Annotated in this window: 18 protein-coding genes; 15 read left to right on the forward strand and 3 right to left on the reverse strand. The window is 42.3% G+C overall.

Features of this window, described 5'->3' with window-relative positions:
• The first annotated feature begins 108 nt into the window (after positions 1-108).
• The 5 genes from CU635_RS02095 (at position 109) to CU635_RS02115 (ending at position 5,388) form a co-directional block, all read left to right on the forward strand.
• Complete coding sequence (locus CU635_RS02095; RefSeq protein ID WP_101575516.1) at positions 109-1,377, forward strand: peptidase U32 family protein; 1,269 nt, start codon at positions 109-111, stop codon at positions 1,375-1,377.
• Positions 1,378-1,381: 4 nt separating this feature from the next.
• Positions 1,382-2,017, forward strand: coding sequence for a uridine kinase (gene udk / locus CU635_RS02100; RefSeq protein ID WP_101575517.1), 636 nt, complete (start codon positions 1,382-1,384; stop codon positions 2,015-2,017).
• A 153-nt stretch (positions 2,018-2,170) separates the two neighbouring features.
• Complete coding sequence (gene greA, locus CU635_RS02105) at positions 2,171-2,647, forward strand: transcription elongation factor GreA (RefSeq protein WP_101575518.1); 477 nt, start codon at positions 2,171-2,173, stop codon at positions 2,645-2,647.
• Positions 2,648-2,759: 112 nt separating this feature from the next.
• Positions 2,760-4,517, forward strand: a complete 1,758-nt coding sequence (locus CU635_RS02110; RefSeq protein ID WP_101575519.1) for a peptidoglycan D,D-transpeptidase FtsI family protein — start codon at positions 2,760-2,762, stop codon at positions 4,515-4,517.
• A 142-nt stretch (positions 4,518-4,659) separates the two neighbouring features.
• The gene (locus CU635_RS02115) at positions 4,660-5,388 is read left to right on the forward strand and encodes a YrrS family protein (RefSeq protein ID WP_245917278.1); all 729 of its coding nucleotides are present in this window, start codon (positions 4,660-4,662) and stop codon (positions 5,386-5,388) included.
• A 53-nt stretch (positions 5,389-5,441) separates the two neighbouring features.
• On the opposite strand, the gene CU635_RS02120 is transcribed toward CU635_RS02115, so the two are convergent.
• On the reverse strand, positions 5,442-5,648 hold the full coding sequence (locus CU635_RS02120) for a YrzA family protein (RefSeq protein ID WP_101575520.1): 207 nt from the start codon (positions 5,646-5,648) through the stop codon (positions 5,442-5,444).
• A 322-nt stretch (positions 5,649-5,970) separates the two neighbouring features.
• Here CU635_RS02120 and CU635_RS02125 point away from each other — a divergent pair, with 322 nt between their 5' ends.
• The 8 genes from CU635_RS02125 (at position 5,971) to CU635_RS02160 (ending at position 14,087) form a co-directional block, all read left to right on the forward strand.
• Positions 5,971-6,609, forward strand: a complete 639-nt coding sequence (locus CU635_RS02125; RefSeq protein WP_101575521.1) for a class I SAM-dependent methyltransferase — start codon at positions 5,971-5,973, stop codon at positions 6,607-6,609.
• A 15-nt stretch (positions 6,610-6,624) separates the two neighbouring features.
• Positions 6,625-7,329, forward strand: coding sequence for a 5'-methylthioadenosine/S-adenosylhomocysteine nucleosidase (gene mtnN / locus CU635_RS02130; protein ID WP_101575522.1), 705 nt, complete (start codon positions 6,625-6,627; stop codon positions 7,327-7,329).
• 17 nt (positions 7,330-7,346) lie between these two features.
• Positions 7,347-8,270, forward strand: a complete 924-nt coding sequence (locus tag CU635_RS02135) for a PLP-dependent cysteine synthase family protein (RefSeq protein ID WP_101575523.1) — start codon at positions 7,347-7,349, stop codon at positions 8,268-8,270.
• Positions 8,271-9,407 (forward strand): bifunctional cystathionine gamma-lyase/homocysteine desulfhydrase, encoded by a 1,137-nt coding sequence (locus tag CU635_RS02140; protein WP_101575524.1) that lies wholly within the window; start codon positions 8,271-8,273, stop codon positions 9,405-9,407.
• A gap of 456 nt (positions 9,408-9,863) precedes the next feature.
• Positions 9,864-10,124 carry a YrhC family protein gene (locus tag CU635_RS02145; RefSeq protein WP_101575525.1) on the forward strand — a complete coding sequence of 87 codons (261 nt, stop codon included), beginning with the start codon at positions 9,864-9,866 and terminating at the stop codon, positions 10,122-10,124.
• 382 nt (positions 10,125-10,506) lie between these two features.
• Positions 10,507-10,647, forward strand: coding sequence for a YrzI family small protein (locus CU635_RS02150; RefSeq protein WP_101575526.1), 141 nt, complete (start codon positions 10,507-10,509; stop codon positions 10,645-10,647).
• 611 nt (positions 10,648-11,258) lie between these two features.
• The gene (sigK, locus tag CU635_RS02155) at positions 11,259-11,978 is read left to right on the forward strand and encodes an RNA polymerase sporulation sigma factor SigK (protein ID WP_101575527.1); all 720 of its coding nucleotides are present in this window, start codon (positions 11,259-11,261) and stop codon (positions 11,976-11,978) included.
• Between the two features lie 312 nt (positions 11,979-12,290).
• Complete coding sequence (locus CU635_RS02160) at positions 12,291-14,087, forward strand: M3 family oligoendopeptidase (protein WP_101575528.1); 1,797 nt, start codon at positions 12,291-12,293, stop codon at positions 14,085-14,087.
• Between the two features lie 44 nt (positions 14,088-14,131).
• On the opposite strand, the gene pssA is transcribed toward CU635_RS02160, so the two are convergent.
• A complete protein-coding gene (pssA, locus tag CU635_RS02165) occupies positions 14,132-14,671 on the reverse strand; it encodes a CDP-diacylglycerol--serine O-phosphatidyltransferase (protein ID WP_101575529.1) in 540 nt (179 codons plus the stop codon).
• 164 nt (positions 14,672-14,835) lie between these two features.
• Between pssA and CU635_RS02170 the strand changes: the two genes are divergently transcribed.
• Positions 14,836-15,624, forward strand: a complete 789-nt coding sequence (locus CU635_RS02170; RefSeq protein ID WP_101575530.1) for a phosphatidylserine decarboxylase — start codon at positions 14,836-14,838, stop codon at positions 15,622-15,624.
• Positions 15,625-15,738: 114 nt separating this feature from the next.
• On the opposite strand, the gene CU635_RS02175 is transcribed toward CU635_RS02170, so the two are convergent.
• Positions 15,739-15,879 (reverse strand): sporulation histidine kinase inhibitor Sda, encoded by a 141-nt coding sequence (locus CU635_RS02175; protein ID WP_101575531.1) that lies wholly within the window; start codon positions 15,877-15,879, stop codon positions 15,739-15,741.
• A gap of 559 nt (positions 15,880-16,438) precedes the next feature.
• Here CU635_RS02175 and CU635_RS02180 point away from each other — a divergent pair.
• Positions 16,439-16,954 carry a YqeG family HAD IIIA-type phosphatase gene (locus CU635_RS02180; RefSeq protein WP_101575532.1) on the forward strand — a complete coding sequence of 172 codons (516 nt, stop codon included), beginning with the start codon at positions 16,439-16,441 and terminating at the stop codon, positions 16,952-16,954.

Raw genomic sequence — 16,954 nt, forward strand, 5'->3', positions numbered from 1 at the left:
CAGGACCGAAACGACCGAAGGGCTAGGCGCTGAAGCTGGACAATGAAATGCGGAAGCGCCTTGAAGCGGAAAAAAAGCTTGGAGATTAAATATGGAGGTGGCCAAGTAATGTTAACAGCAGAAGATAAAATCTCACAAATCGTTGACGGAAAAAGAGTCATTGTGAAAAAGCCTGAGCTGCTTGCACCGGCCGGTAATTTGGAAAAGTTAAAAATTGCTGTCCATTACGGTGCAGACGCCGTCTTTATTGGCGGCCAGGAATACGGCCTGCGTTCCAATGCCGGTAACTTTACTTTTCAAGAAATGAAGGAAGGCGTCGAGTTTGCTAGAAAGTATGGGGCAAAAATTTATGTAACGACCAATATCTTTGCCCATAATGAGAACATCGATGGGCTTGAGGAATACTTGCTTGGTTTGAAAGATACAGGGATCGCGGGAATTATCGTCGCCGATCCGCTTATTATTGAAACATGCCGCCGGGTTGCCCCGGAAATTGAAGTCCACTTAAGCACGCAGCAGTCCCTTTCCAACTGGAAAGCCGTCCAGTATTGGAAAGAGGAAGGACTTGAACGCGTCGTTCTTGCCCGCGAAACAAGCGCAGAAGAAATTCGCGAAATGAAGGAAAAGGTCGATATTGAAATCGAAGCGTTCATTCATGGAGCGATGTGTATCGCATACTCTGGCCGCTGTACATTAAGCAATCATATGACAGCCCGCGATTCAAACCGGGGCGGTTGTTGCCAATCATGCCGCTGGGATTATGACCTGTACAAATTGGAAGGTGACAATGAAGTTGCCCTTTTTAACGAAGGGGATTCCGCTTTTGCGATGAGCCCGAAGGATCTGAAGCTAATTGAATCAATTCCGAAAATGATTGAGCTCGGCATCGACAGCTTGAAGATTGAAGGAAGAATGAAATCAATTCACTATGTTGCGACCGTCGTAAGCGTTTATCGTAAAGTGATTGATGCCTACTGCGCAGACCCCGACAATTTTGCGATTCGGAACGAATGGCTCGAGGAATTGGATAAATGTGCAAACCGCGAGACCGCTTCAGCTTTCTTTGAAGGCGTTCCGGGGTATAAAGAGCAAATGTTTGGAAATCATAGCAAAAAGACGAAATTTGATTTTGTCGGCCTTGTTCTTGATTATGATCCGGACATACAAATCGTTACGCTGCAACAGCGCAATCATTTTAAACCCGGGCAGGAAGTAGAATTCTTTGGTCCGGAAATTGAAAATTTCACGCACGTCATTGATCAACTTTGGGATGAATACGGCAATGAACTTGATGCAGCGCGGCATCCCCTGCAGATTGTCAAATTCAAATTAAATAGGCCGGTCTACCGAAACAACATGATGCGAAAGGAGCTTTAAACCGATGAAACGCAAACCAGTTGTTATTGGTGTAGCTGGCGGTTCCGGCTCGGGAAAGACAAGTGTATCAAAAGCGATATATCACAGCTTTAAAGGCCATTCAATTTTAATGATTGAACAGGATTACTATTATAAAGATCAGACGCATTTGCCGTTTGAAGAAAGGCTTAAAACGAATTATGACCACCCGCTTGCATTTGACAATGATTTATTGATTTCCCACCTGAAAAAATTGCTTGCTAATGACCCGATCGAAAAGCCAGTATACGATTATGCAATTCACACAAGGTCTGACGAGGTAATCGCTGTCGAACCAAAAGACGTCATCATCCTCGAAGGCATACTCGTATTGGAAGATGAGCGGCTCCGCAACTTAATGGATATAAAATTATTTGTTGATACTGACGCCGATTTGCGGATTATTCGCCGCCTCCGCCGCGACATTAGAGACCGCGGGCGGAAAATGGATGCGGTTATTGAACAATATGTAAATGTTGTTCGCCCCATGCATAACCAATTTATCGAACCGACAAAAAGATACGCAGATGTGATCATCCCTGAAGGCGGTCACAACCATGTTGCAATCGACTTAATGGTCACTAAAATTCAAACAATTCTTGAACAAAAATCATTTTTATGAAACAATAACGTATATATCATTAAAATGTCCTTGTGACTGAAAGTGATGCGCGCCCTTTATAAGAGGACGCGCTCCTATGTATTTGTAAGTACATTACATACTTTAATACACAATCTATATGGGGGATTGTGAAACCAGAAGGAGTGAAGGGTTTTGGCTGCAGAGAAAATATTCCCGATGACACAGGCTGGAAAAGAAAAGCTTGAACAAGAATTAGAACATTTGAAAACGGTAAAACGCAAAGAAGTGGTTGAACGGATTAAAATCGCAAGAAGCTTTGGCGATTTATCCGAGAACTCAGAATATGATTCAGCGAAAGAAGAGCAGGCTTTCGTCGAAGGCCGGATCACGACTCTTGAAAATATGATTCGCAACGCAAAAATAATTGAAGAAGACGAAATGAGCAGTGATTCTGTTTCCTTAGGCCGCTCCGTTACATTTGTCGAGCTTCCCAAAGGCGAAGAAGAAACATACACAATTGTCGGAAGTGCAGAAGCAGATCCGTTTGAAGGTAAAATTTCCAATGATTCACCGATCGCAAGAAGCCTGATGGGCAAAAAAGTCGGCGACGAAGTATCCGTTCAAACTCCTGGTGGAGAAATGAGCGTCCGAATCGTTTCAATCCACTAACATAAAACGTCCGCTGCTGCGGGCGTTTTTTAATATCTGTTTTTTATCAGCTCCTGTATATAACCGTTTGAAAATTGAAAACCTCGTCAACACTTTTGATGAGGTGTTTTTTATGTGGAGAAAACGGGTGCTCGTTTGGCTTTTTATATGTTTTTCAGGATTTATGCTGCTGTTGGGCAGGCTCGTCCAAGTTCAATTATTTGCTGCGGAAAACTTTTCAAAACATCATATTAACTTGCTCGAAGCAAGCGTCCAGCAGCGCTCCCAGGAGATGGTGCTTGACCATGGCAGGGGCAATTTTCATGACCGCAATGGCCGGCCGATCGCTTATGAAAAGAAAGCAGTGTTAATCTTGTTTCCTTTTCTTGAAAAAATGGAATGGGATGCAGAAAGGGTGGCGAAAATCGTCGATGCCCCCAGGACAGAGCTTATCGCAGCAGTCGCGAAAAGTAAGCAGCCGTTTGCGTTTCGGTCACCCGAACCATTGATATTAACGAATCATCAAATGGACCGCATCAATTCATTAAAAATACCCGGTGTGTTTGCAGTAGAACAAAAATATCCGCTGGAGAAAGTCCCCGCTGGACAGTTGATTGGAATTACCGGGGAAAACACAGCGGAGATTCGGCAAAGATATCCAGGAAAGGATCTTTCCCCGCAAACGTTGATTGGCGTTTCGGGGCTTGAAGCAAGCTTTGATGAGTTTTTGCTCCCGGAAGGAAAGTCGAAGCTTGTCTTTCATGTGGACGGCGATGGCGGGCCTTTGTTTGGCATTAATGTGAAATATGTGGACCCGGCAAATCCGTTTTATCCGGTCAATATTAAAACAACATTGGATATTGAGTTGCAGAAACGGGCTGAGGAACTGGCGGATCAGCATGGCATTATAAAAGGCGGCCTCGTTTTGCTCGATATTGAGACAAACAGTGTGCTTGCGATGGTTTCCCGCCCCAATATCAGTCAACAGGATCCATATAATCAAAATGGAATCACTAACATGATGCTAAAGGAGCAAATTATGGGTTCGGTCTTTAAAACCGTTATTGCCGCAGCCGCGATTGATTACGAGCTTGACAACCCGTCCCGGACGTTTGACTGCAGCAGGAAAATTAACGGGGAACCGGATACGACCTATGAGCATGGCACCTTAAATTTTATTGATAGCTTTGCGAGAAGCTGCAATTATACGTTTGGAGAATTGGCAAAGGAATTGAGCGACATTGACCCGAATCTGATTGAGGAATATGCAGAAAAATTATCGCTAACCGGCCCGGTTGGCTGGCAGGGCAGTGTCTACCATTTTGACGATTTTAAACAAATGGCCGATGAAGATATTGGCCGGGTGTTCAGGAAGGATCAGGAAAGAACGGACAAGAACTTTGTGGCCCTCTCCGGAATAGGACAGCATGAGGTAAGGGCAACGCCTTTAGCGGTGGCCAGCATGATGGCTGTGATTGCCAGAGGCGGGCAAAAAGAAATGGTTAGAGCGGTTTCCGAAATTGAATACAAAAATGGTACGGTGATGGCTGAATTTGCCCAGGCACCGTTAAAAGGGGAAGAAATCGCTCCTTATACCGCGATGAAGCTCCAGCAGTTGCTTCGCGAAGTGGTTATAAATGAAAACGGAACAGGCCGATGGTTTAACGACCTGCCTTATGAAGTAGCCGGAAAGTCGGGAACGGCGGAAACCGGTATTTTTGATCATGAACAGCAATTGCATAATAAATGGTTTGCAGGCTATTTTCCTTATCATGATCCTAAATATGCTCTCGTTACAGTCAACCTTGATGTACGCTCGGATCAAGGAGGAATAAATCCTTTTTTTGCTGACATGGTCAAGGCAGTTCATGACTATAATCTCAAACAATAAAACGTTACTTTGCCCGGCATCCACCCAATCATGAAGTTGTGCCCTTGTACAATATCCAAAATTGTGAAGGATAATCCGGTTCATGTTATCATAAATTCATGATAGAATATTGGCAGGCTGAAAAAAAGGAGGCTAAACAACTTTGAACAGTGGATTGGATGGTCGCGATACGATTTCCCGTTCTGGAAAGCGGGCTAAGAAACGCAAAACAAATATCATTTTAAATAGCTTAATCGCAATAGTCCTCGTCTTGATCATTGTTGTAGCTACGTCTATTTTTGCGGGTGGCAATGACGAAGCGGCAAGCAACGATCAACCTGTCGAAGAGAAAAGTGAAACAACGGACAAAGTGAAAAACAGCAATTCCGAAAAAGAGAAATCACAATCTGGAAAAGAAAGCAAAAACTCTGCTGAGCGTAAGGAAAAAGCAGCTAATCAGTCGGAAAGCAAAAAGTCCGATGACAATGTCGATGACGAGTCTTCCAAAGAGCAGGAAGAAGAAGCCGATGATGAAAACGAAGATCAGGCAGTCGTCACAGAAGGCGGAAGCGATCCAAATGTGAAAAATACAATCGTCAATCCGGGCTGGAAGCCGGTCGGAACCTCGCAAACCGGAGAGCATCCTGCAGGCGTTTATGAACAAGGTTCAACAGATTGGCAGGAAATGATCCAGGCGGTTACGTACGCTACTGGGCTTGACGAAAATAATATGACAGTTTGGCGTCTGGAAAACAACGGAACGAACCGGTCAGTTGCGACGATTACTGCAAAAGACACGAAACAGCCATTCAGGGTGTATATCGAGTGGGTTGACCAGCAAGGCTGGAAACCGGTAAGAGTGGAAGAATTAATAGAAAACGATAAAGGCTAGTAAGCTTAGAAAGCCGATCACTTCCAAGTGATCGGCCTTTTCGATTTATCCGATTATCGTTTAGCTTTAAAATGAACAACCGCCGAGTAAAACGTGCGGCCATTCTCATCGACGTGCATCTGGTGCGAAACAGAATGGACAGCAAGCATGATCGCTTTGTTGATATCGATTTGTTCATTGATTCTTTTTTCTAAAGCTTTTAAATCTGTAGCCTGAAAAAATTCAACTTTATCTTCTAATAAATCAAATTGGAAGCTCATAAATACTCCTTCTGTTAGAGTAAATTTCATAAAGCATTTCTTTAATTGAAAAACGAACAATTATATAAAAGTTAACAGCATTATTCGTTTCATACTGAATCCTCCTCGTTCATTTAGACAATTTAATTCGTTTTTCGGTTTAGCTTATTACATTGTGAAATTTACTCTGTTAAACAAGATTTTTTTTAGTTATTTTAAAGTGTCCAATCTTTTCTAGCAAGCTAATGTTTGCCATGCCGGGAAGAAGTATGGTAAATTGAGAACAAGATTATTTAATTCATACTATACTGATGGGAATTATAATATATGGAGAGTGAGTAATATGGGGAAAGAATTTCTAGAGCTTTTTGAACAATGGGCTGATTCTTATGATTCCAGTGTGAGCGGTCATGACATTGAATATAAAGAGGTATTTAAAAATTATGAAAAAATTCTCGGCGAAGTGGCAGCGCGTTCAAACGGGCATGTTTTGGAATTTGGAGTGGGAACAGGCAACCTTACTGAATCATTACTGGCCAAAGGGCTTAAGGTGACCGGAATTGAACCATCTCCAGCGATGAGAAAAATAGCCGAAGAAAAACTTGCAGGCAGAGTGGCTGTATTGGGAGGGGATTTTCTCAGCTTCCCTGAAGTTGAGCCATTTCAAGCGGTCGTCAGCACCTATGCTTTTCACCATTTAACAGACGAAGAAAAGGCTGAGGCGATCGCCCGCTATGGTAATCTTCTCGCTCCGGGTGGTAAAATAGTTTTTGCGGATACAATGTACGAGTCTGCAGAGGCTTATAAAGAGGCAATTACGGATGCCGTATCAAAAAGTTTTCACAATCTGGCAGAAGATTTGCAGCGTGAATACTACACGACAATTCCTATTTTAACGGAAATTCTTGAAACCAATGGCTTTACAGCTACATTTGAGAAATGCAATGATTTTGTCTGGATTATGGAAGGTGAAAAACGTTAAGAAAGAGGTATATCCATGAAAATAGCCATTATCGGAGCAATGGAAGAAGAAGTAACGATCCTGCGCGACAAAATCGCAGGCCAACACCAAGAGACAATCGCTGGCTGTGAATTTACAAGCGGATTGATGAATGGGGCTGACGTCATCCTGCTTCGTTCCGGGATCGGAAAAGTCAATGCAGCCATGTCTACATCGATTCTTTTAGAAAAGTTCAATCCTGATTTCGTCATCAATACAGGATCGGCAGGCGGCCTTAATCCCGACTTGAATGTCGGTGACGTTGTGATTTCAACAGATGTTCGCCACCATGATGTAGATGTTACGGCGTTTGGCTATGAATATGGCCAGGTTCCCCAGCTGCCGGCTGCCTTTGAAGCTGACAGCGAATTGATCGAGATTGCTGAGAATTGTGCAAAAGAAATTGAAGGAGCCCAGGTTGTGACAGGATTAATCGCAACAGGCGATTCCTTTATGAGCGATCCGGAACGGGTCCAGGCAATCAGCCAAAAATTTACCGATCTGCAGGCGGTTGAGATGGAAGCAGCGGCGATTGCCCAGGTTGCTTATCAATTTAATAAACCATTCGTGGTCATTCGTTCTTTGTCGGACATTGCCGGAAAAGAGTCGAACGTATCTTTTGATCAATATTTACAAAAAGCGGCCTTAAACTCAGCCAATCTTGTCATGAAAATCGTCTCCACATTACAAAATCACCATTAGGACGGAGAAGAACGGTAATGAAAGTTTACAAAAATGTACACGAACTGATCGGCCACACACCAATCGTCGAATTAAGCCGATTCCAGATACCGAAGGGTGTTGGTCTGTTTGCAAAGCTGGAGTTCATGAACCCGGGCGGCAGCGTCAAAGATCGTCTCGGCCAGGAGCTGTTAAAGGCTGCCATGGACAGCGGCAAGCTTCCTCCCGGAGGGACGGTTATTGAACCGACCGCAGGGAATACGGGAATCGGCCTTGCTCTTGCGGCGATTAATAAAGGAATCAAAGTGATTTTTTGTGTCCCTGAAAAATTCAGCATCGAAAAACAGGAGTTAATGAAAGCGCTTGGGGCAGACATCGTCCATACACCAACGGAAGATGGAATGAAGGGCGCCATCCAGAAAGCACAGCAGCTGCTTGCGGAAATTCCTGATTCATATTGTCCGCAGCAATTCAGCAATCCAGCTAATCCTGCAACGTACTACAAAACGCTGGGTCCGGAGATCTTTGAGCAAATGGATGGCAATATAGATGTTTTTGTAGCAGGAGCAGGAACAGGCGGAACGTTTATGGGAACGGCCCGTTATTTGAAGGAACAGAGACCATCTGTTAAAACGGTTATTGTTGAACCGCAAGGATCAATTTTAAACGGCGGCGAACCAGGTCCGCATAAAACCGAAGGCATTGGCATGGAGTTTTTGCCTGATTATATGGACCCGAGCTTTTTTGATGCGATCCATACGGTGTCGGATCCAGATGCGTTTTTTTTAGTAAAAGAATTAGCAGTTCGAGAAGGCCTTCTCGTCGGCAGTTCTTCAGGTTCGGCCATGCATGCAGCGCTTGAAGAAGCAAAAACTGCAAAGCCCGGCACCAATATTGTCGTGATTTTCCCTGACGGGAGCGAACGATACTTAAGCAAAAAGATATATCAAGGAGGAATTTAATTGAGACGGAAAACGCAATTAATCCATGGCGGAATCGCAGGCGATCCGAATACCGGAGCAGTTTCAGTGCCGATTTATCAAGTAAGCACATACAAGCAGGATGGCGTCGGCGGCCACAAGGGGTTTGAATACTCCAGGACCGGCAACCCGACGCGGCACGCATTGGAGGAACTGATTAAGGACCTTGAAGGCGGCCACGCAGGTTTTGCATTCGGATCAGGTATGGCGGCCATTACAGCGGTCATGATGCTGTTTAACAGCGGCGACCATGTCCTTCTGACTGATGATGTATACGGCGGGACATACCGCGTGATGTCAAAGGTGTTAAACCGGTTCGGCATTGACAGCACCTTTGTTGATACAAGCAATTTAGACAATATTGAAAAAGAAATAAAGCCAAACACAAAGGCCATTTACCTTGAAACACCGACAAATCCATTGCTAAAGGTGACCGACATTGCCGGTGCCGCCCAAATTGCTAAAAAACATGGGCTATTAACGATTGTAGATAATACATTCTCTACTCCGTACTGGCAGAATCCACTTGAGCTCGGAAGTGATATTGTTCTCCACAGCGCCACTAAATATCTCGGCGGCCACAGCGATGTTGTTGCAGGGCTTGTTGTCGTTAACAGTGAAAAACTGGCGGAAGACCTTCATTTTGTTCAAAATTCAACTGGCGGCGTACTTGGACCTCAGGATTCATGGCTCTTAATGAGAGGGATTAAGACACTGGGGATACGTATGGAAGAGCATGAAGCGAGTACGGCAAAAATTGTCCAATTTCTTGGTGATCATCCTGCGGTCTCAAAGGTTTATTATCCTGGTTTAGAAAGCCATCCAAACCATGAAATCGCCAAGAAACAGGGCCGGGGCTTTGGAGGTATGGTCTCCTTTGACGTCGGCAGTGAAGCAAACGCAGATAAATTGCTTGGAAACGTCAAATATTTTACTCTCGCCGAAAGTCTTGGCGCTGTTGAAAGCTTAATCTCGGTGCCGGCGCGGATGACGCACGCGTCCATTCCAGCGGAGCGTCGTGCAGAGTTAGGGATCACGGACGGTCTTGTAAGGATCTCCATAGGCTTGGAGGATGCAGAAGATTTAATTGAAGATCTGCAGCAGGCGTTGCAAAAATAAAGCACTATGAAAAAGGAGCCGACCCGCTTTAGGGTCGACTCCTTTTTGGATATAAGTGAATAAAGATGCTAACATTTTATCGTATCGCTTAAATAAAGACGATTTTCGCTTAATTCCCGAAGTTTCCGCTTAAATCAAAGGTATTTTCGCTTAAAACCTCTCATTTTCCGCTTAATTATTCCGACTGTATAATGATAAAAGTAATTTAATGTAAATTAATAGAAATTAATGTAAAAGTTTTGAGCTCAAACTCCATAGTTCGCGACTGTAATAATATTTTCGCTCGATTAGATCAAAAAAACTAGTTTTTTTACTAAATAACACCTCTTATCTTAATGAAAGTCTAGTCCACGACCATGCTATATGAATTCCCAATGATTACATCCTCTATGTATCTTGCAAATATGTTAAAGTAGTCTAGCAAGCTTAAAAATAAGAAGCGCAGGTGAATGAAAAGTGAAACACAGTGCAAAGCATGTTTACGAAAAAATGGTTGATTTTAAAAGGTTCGGAACGATTCTGCTGGCTGTTGGCGCTTTTTTCTATTTAGGTGCAATTATCCCGTCAGCAGCGAATTCGATGACGGATTTATATATGATGATGGCTGCCTCAACAGGTTTCCTGGCCGGATCGATTTTTTTCTTTACCGTTTCAAAGCAGTACCGAACCAAGCTGACTGAAATGGATGAAGGCGAAGAATATTTAATGAAAAAGTAAAACGTCCTTGCCGGGCGTTTTTTTTATGCCTTATTTTAATCGATGTACGGATCCGGACTTTTTAACTATTTATAATAAAAGGGTTTACAAGAGGAGTGAAGGTGGATATAATTACCACTGTAAGCAAAAATTCGAAAAAAAGGAGGTCGAGTAAAGTGATTAGAACAGGCAAAGGTATCAACCAAAACTTTATACAGATATTTACACATTCGACCACCGGGGATTGGACTGCTTAATTTTTTGAACAATGTCTATCCATGCCGCAGGGAGAATTGTGCCCTGCGGCATTTTTATGCCTTCTAACAGTAAAAAAGCCGCAGAGTCTGTACCTCTCTGCGGCTTTTTTGCGCGATTGGATAGAATAAAGGAGGTGAAAATCACTATGACTCTGAACATTTTATTTTTAACTATAACCATCAAGAGACGCAAATTGTCACCCGAACAAATGGTTCAAGAAGAAATGGTTAAAGACCTAATGGAAAAAAACAAAGATCGCCAATACTCCATGTATCGAACGTTTTAATCCCACAAACAAAAATTTGAAAAGAAAGGTGGTTTTTTAAATGATATTTTTCATGCAAAATCGGCAAGCTTGCTTATGGGTGGAGAAGGATACCACCTAACACAACATTTTCAGGAGGTATGTTTATGTATCTCAACATTTTATTGCTCACGCTTATATTTCGGAAAAAGAAAAAAAGTAAATGAAACGGCTAGCCAATATTGGTAACAAAATGTTCACAACCCCGAACAGTACGCGCAATGGAAATATGGTACATTCTAAATAAATCATAAGCATACTAAAGGGGCGGAGAACATGTTCATGATCGTGATGGCGTTTTGTATTACCGGGGCAATTGGCTGTATTATTGCAGCTGAGGTAAGCGTGGAAGCTTAATTTCAAATCTAAAACACAAAGGCATCAGCCGATCTTTTTGGCTGGTGTCTTTATTGTTATCAGCGTGCATTGCACTTACCGCGGATATCGATCCTTGATATTTATAATGATTAGCAGATCATTTGGTGTAGGAAACATTTTCAAGTGAAAATATATGCTCTGGGACAGACACAAACATCCCGTTCCTTTCATAGGAATTAACTATAGGCTAAAGACTATAAGCGGGGGTGGAAAAAATGTCCGGAATTTTGACAGCGCTTGGTTATTTAATTAAGGAAATTATCTTTCTAGTTTCCTATGTTAAAAACAACGCATTTCCCCAACCGTTATCTTCCGCTGAAGAGAGAAAATACTTAAGATTAATGGCCGAAGGGGATGCACATGCCCGCAATATGCTGATTGAGCATAATTTACGTTTAGTTGCCCATATCGTCAAAAAATTTGAAAATACCGGTGAAGATGCAGAGGATCTTATTTCTATCGGGACAATTGGTTTAATTAAAGCAATCGAGAGCTATTCAGACGGAAAAGGGACGAAGCTGGCAACGTATGCGGCTCGTTGTATTGAGAATGAAATACTTATGCATTTACGAGCTTTGAAGAAGACGAAAAAAGATGTGTCGCTCCATGATCCGATTGGCCAGGATAAAGAAGGCAATGAAATATCCTTGATTGACGTTCTGAAATCAGAGTCAGAGGACGTAATTGATACGATTCAACTAAATATGGAGCTTGAAAAGGTAAAGGAATATATTGATGTCCTTGATGATCGTGAAAAAGAAGTAATTATCGGTCGTTTTGGCCTTGATCTGCAAAAAGAAAAAACGCAGCGGGAGATCGCCAAGGAACTCGGTATTTCCCGGAGCTATGTATCCCGAATTGAAAAGCGGGCGTTAATGAAAATGTTCCACGAATTTTATCGGGCTGAGAAAGAAAAGCGTAAAAACAGCAGCTGACAGAAAATACAAAAGTGTGGCCTATCTAAAACATTATGCAACTCACAATAAGAAAGCTTTCCATACGAAAATGGAAAGCTTTTTTCTTATGGTTCAGTTCATAGAATTTTTAAAAAAATAAGCCTATAATGGAAAGTGAATAAATTTCACACAGCAATTATTTAATTGAAAAACGAACAGTTATATAAAATTATGATAGTAGTATTCGTTTCTATAGAATACTCCTGTTTACTTGGATAACTTCATTCGTTTTTCGGTCCAGCTTATTACATTGTGAAATTTACTCACGTACATATTGAAGGGGGTAACCGGATGACGACATCCACGTATTCAGAAGTATGGGATTTAGATGTGTTTTTTAAAGGCGGGAGTGACTCGGCTGAATTTGCAGCCCACCTCGAGAACACTGCGGCACATATTAGCCGCTTTCATAATCGTGTCAAGGTGTGGAGCCCGTTAACGAGCTCAGCAGATACAAAGGAACTGACAGAATTAATCGCTGAATTTGAGCATGTTGCCAAAAGGGTGCGCCAGGAAGGGGCTTTTGTCAGCTGTCTCCAGGCTCAAAATACGGATGATCAAAAAGTAAACTCACTGCGGGCCAAGGTTACAGAATTGAGTGCCTCGTTCCAGACCGCTTTAACCGTATTCGACCAAAAATTGACGTCCTTTGACCAGATTACATGGGCAGAAATGGTGCGCAGTAAAGAATTAAAGGAACTTGCGTTTGTGCTCTCAGAGCGCCGGGAAAGGGCAGCAGAGAAGCTGTCAAAGGAAGAGGAAACAATCATTAATCTGCTCGGCATCGATGGATATCACGGCTGGAGCCAGATGTATGACTTAATCGTCAGCAATACAAAAATTTCATATACGGAGAACGGTGAAGAAAAGCTCCTTTCAGTCGGACAGGCCGCCAATAAATTTTCAAATCCAGACCGTTCGACGAGAAAGGAAGTGTTTCGAAACTGGGAGAAAGCCTGGAATGGCAATTCCGATTATCTGGCCAAAACTCTTAATCATCTTGCCGGTTTCCGTTTAAATGTGTACAAAGCGCGCGGATGGGAAGATGTTCTGAAAGAACCGCTTGATTTAAACAGGATGAAAAAAGAAACACTTGAAACGATGTGGGCGGTTATTGCCGACAATAAAGAGCCACTCGTTAAATTTCTAAACCGTAAGGCAAAGCTGCTCGGGCTTGAAAGACTAAGCTGGTATGACTTGGATGCCCCGCTTGGCAAAACCGAATCAAAAATGTCTTATCAGCAGGGTGCCGAGTTTATTACAGATCAATTTGGCCTGTTTGGCGCGGAAATGTCAGATTATGCAAAAATGGCTTTCGAACAGCGCTGGATTGAGGCTGAAGACCGGGCCGGCAAAGCACCGGGAGGTTTTCATACCTTTTTCCCCGAAAGCAGCCAGTCACGGATTTTTATGACATACTCTGGAACGCCTTCGAACGTTTCGACGTTGGCCCATGAGCTTGGCCATGGATTCCATACATATGCAATGCGGGATCAGCATTTATTAAACCGCAATTACGCAATGAATGTCGCTGAAACAGCTTCAACCTTTGCTGAAATGATCGTCTCGGACGCATCTGTAAAAAATGCAAAAACAGCAGAAGAAAAACTGGCATTGCTTGAAGATAAAGTTCAGCGTTCTGTCGCCCTGTTAATGAATATTCACGCGCGATTCCTGTTTGAGACAAGATTTTACGAGGAAAGAAAGAACGGAATGGTCAGTGCCGCAAGGTTGAATGAATTAATGGAGCAGGCCCAAAAAGAAGCTTACGGAAATGCGCTTGAAGAATATCATCCATCTTTCTGGGGCTCAAAGCTGCATTTTTATATAACCGGGATTCCTTTTTATAATTTCCCGTATACGTTTGGCTATTTATTCTCACTGGGAATATATGCGAGGGCTTTGGAAGAAGGAAAGGGCTATGAACAGAAATATGTTGATTTGCTTAAAGATACGGCTTCAATGACGGTAGAAGAACTAGCACAAAAGCATTTAAACGTTGATTTAACAAAGAGAGATTTCTGGGAACAAGCGGTCAAGCTGTGCATTGATGACGTTGAGGAATTCCTCGCACTTACAGAAAAATAACGGAATAGACCAAAGCGCCGTGATGATGTCATGGCGCTTTTCGATTATACTTTTCTAAGTCTGAAGGAACTGACCATTAAAAACGATAGAATCACAATGATGATGATAAACGCGTGTGGCTTCCAATATGGAATCGCCAAAAAGCTTAAGGTAATCAGGCATCCTGCCGCTGTGATCGGCAGCCCGGTAAAAAAGCCGTTGTTTTCGGTAATATTAAACCTGGCGAGGCGGAATGCTCCGCAGCCGATGAAGAAAACAGTAAAGAAAGCACCGGGAGCACCAAATTCAAATAAAATTCCTTGGTATAATAATAGTGCCGGGGCCACACCGAATGATATAATATCACTCATGGAGTCGAGCTGCTTGCCGAGCTCTGATTCGATCTGGAATTTTCTTGCAGCCGCTCCATCAAAGCGGTCTGCTAAAGCAGCAATAAAGATGAGCAGCAAGCTCAAATTTAAGTTTCCGTTTATACCGACGATAATCGCAAACCCGCCTAAAGTTATGTTCACTAAAGTTAACACATTAGCCGTTTGGGCCTTGAGTTTTTTCACTGTCTGGTCAACAACATACAACAAAAACAATCTCCTCACTCCTTAACGGAAGGGAATAACTTATTTACAAAGTCTGCAGGTCATGCGCCGGAAAACACGCGCTTTCCAGCCATGTATTTTATATTAATATTTTATTTTAAGCTGTTTATGCCTGTACGTAAAGAGTATTTCAGCATCTTCAGGAGGTAAGCCCATTGATTCAAAACATATACCGCAGCTTGATTGAGCTCACCAATGGCCCAGTAACTTCAGGAATTTTGAAACGATTTGCCCGCTCAAAGGCTAGCCGCCTTATTGTGAGATCATTCGCAAAAGTATACCGGTTGAACGAGAATGAAATGGAGAAGCCATTAACAGAATATCCTACCTTACATGAGCTTTTTATAAGAAAGCTCAAAGCTGGCAGCCGGGTCACAGATCCCATCGCCGGGTCAATCACAAGTCCGGTTGATGCCGTGATTAAAGAGATTGGGATCGTCAATGCTGAACATGAAATTGAGGTTAAAGGAAAGGTCTATTCAATCAGAGAAATGATTGGCAATGATAAAGCATTATTGACATATCACGGTGGAACTTATGTGATCTTTTATTTAAGCCCAAGCCATTATCATCGCATCCACAGTCCGGTTTCCGGAAAGATCACCGGGCAATGGACATTAGGGAAAAAATCATATCCTGTTAACCGACTGGGGCTGAAATATGGGAAAAATCCGTTATCAAAAAACTATCGGACAATTACAGAGGTCGAACATGGCGGCGGCCATCTCGCCATTATCAAAGTTGGCGCGATGTTTGTAAATTCGATCGAACCAGTCCACGAAGGAAATTTTTTAACAAAAGGCAAAGAGATGGCCTATTTTACTTTTGGCTCAACCGTTGTCTTATTATTTGAAAAAGGGTCCGTTACGCTTGATCCTTCTTTAAAAACGCCTGTTCACATTAAGGTTGGCGAAAGAATTGGGATTGTCAAAGATTCTCTGTAAGAGATTGAAGCAATATCGAGAGGCATTGGATTTGGCAGGGTTCCGTAAGGATTTGAGCTGTCCGGCAGGCAAGATCATTTTATGACATAAAAGAAAAAAGCCCTACCAGGGCAGTTATACGGAAACTTTGACTTTTTTGGACAGGGAACGTCGGTGAATTTCTGTTTCAATGAGTGAAATAAAATCTTGGCTTAAGTTTAATTCTCTTGCTTTATAGTAGGATTCGATCAATAGTTCATCTGACAGTTTTCTCATATTTAACTATTCACCTCCATCTCAATTTTCTGTTCTAAATTCACCTATATAAACATATACTGATAAGTTCTAATGTTGTACCCTTACTTTATCAAAATAAAACGGTCAGAACAACTGTTCCTGTTATCCACAGATATTAGTGGATAACTTGTGATTATCTTGTTTATAAATGGGAAAGTAGTAAATATACCAGTGTGTTAAATTGTGAATAAAGTTATCCACAACCATTGAAATAAACGGATGTTGTCGAAAAATTTCTTTTTTTCGTCACATTTACCGAATAATCTCGTTGATGGACGACAGTTGTCGTAACAGGATTTATGGTAAAGGTCGTTTTACGCAAACAATATAAAAACGCCTTTTTGCTTAGCAGGTCTTTTTAAAACAATCTGCTTGCCTGAAAAAAGATTGTCTTTTATAACAGTGTATCAAACAAGTTGCTGGTGAAATGACAGGAATGTTTTGAAAGAGCGGGTAAAATTGGTTATGATGATAACATTATGAGACAGCTACCGTTAAAGCGGGATAGAAAGTATAAACATTAATGAGGTGGAACCGCGTGTTAAAGCATTTTTTGCCAGATCAGCATGTGAAAACTATTTTTGAAATTACTCCTGAAATCTTAAAAGAGCAGGGTATTAAAGGCATTATTACAGACCTTGATAACACTCTCGTTGAGTGGGATCGACCCCATGCTACCCCAAAATTAATCGAATGGTTTGAAGGCATGAGGAGAAGTGGAATTCTCGTGACGATCGTTTCTAATAATATTGAATTGAGGGTAAAATCTTTCTCAGAGCCGCTCGAGATTCCGTTTATATTTCAGGCACGCAAACCAATGGGACGAGCTTTTAAAAAGGCGCTCGGACAAATGGGGCTCGAGAAGAACGAAACCGTCGTGATTGGAGACCAGCTGTTAACCGATGTTCTTGGCGGAAACAGGAGCGGATTTCATACGATTTTGGTTGTCCCTGTTGCCAAAACTGACGGGGTAATAACAAGGTTTAATCGGCAAATCGAACGGAGAATCCTGAACTGGTTTCGAAAAAAAGGAATGCTTAATTGGGAGGATTAA

Origin of the sequence: Bacillus canaveralius (assembly GCF_002860125.1) — a bacterium.
Taxonomy (GTDB): domain Bacteria; phylum Bacillota; class Bacilli; order Bacillales; family Cytobacillaceae; genus Bacillus_BJ; species Bacillus_BJ canaveralius.

Coding starts and splice junctions, on each gene's coding strand:
- CU635_RS02095 (WP_101575516.1), top strand. CDS start 109: ATGTTAACAGCAGAAGATAAAATCTCACAAATCGTTGACGGAAAAAGA.
- udk (WP_101575517.1), top strand. CDS start 1,382: ATGAAACGCAAACCAGTTGTTATTGGTGTAGCTGGCGGTTCCGGCTCG.
- CU635_RS02110 (WP_101575519.1), top strand. CDS start 2,760: ATGTGGAGAAAACGGGTGCTCGTTTGGCTTTTTATATGTTTTTCAGGA.
- CU635_RS02120 (WP_101575520.1), bottom strand. CDS start 5,648: ATGAGCTTCCAATTTGATTTATTAGAAGATAAAGTTGAATTTTTTCAG.
- CU635_RS02125 (WP_101575521.1), top strand. CDS start 5,971: ATGGGGAAAGAATTTCTAGAGCTTTTTGAACAATGGGCTGATTCTTAT.
- mtnN (WP_101575522.1), top strand. CDS start 6,625: ATGAAAATAGCCATTATCGGAGCAATGGAAGAAGAAGTAACGATCCTG.
- CU635_RS02135 (WP_101575523.1), top strand. CDS start 7,347: ATGAAAGTTTACAAAAATGTACACGAACTGATCGGCCACACACCAATC.
- CU635_RS02150 (WP_101575526.1), top strand. CDS start 10,507: ATGACTCTGAACATTTTATTTTTAACTATAACCATCAAGAGACGCAAA.
- sigK (WP_101575527.1), top strand. CDS start 11,259: ATGTCCGGAATTTTGACAGCGCTTGGTTATTTAATTAAGGAAATTATC.
- CU635_RS02160 (WP_101575528.1), top strand. CDS start 12,291: ATGACGACATCCACGTATTCAGAAGTATGGGATTTAGATGTGTTTTTT.
- CU635_RS02175 (WP_101575531.1), bottom strand. CDS start 15,879: ATGAGAAAACTGTCAGATGAACTATTGATCGAATCCTACTATAAAGCA.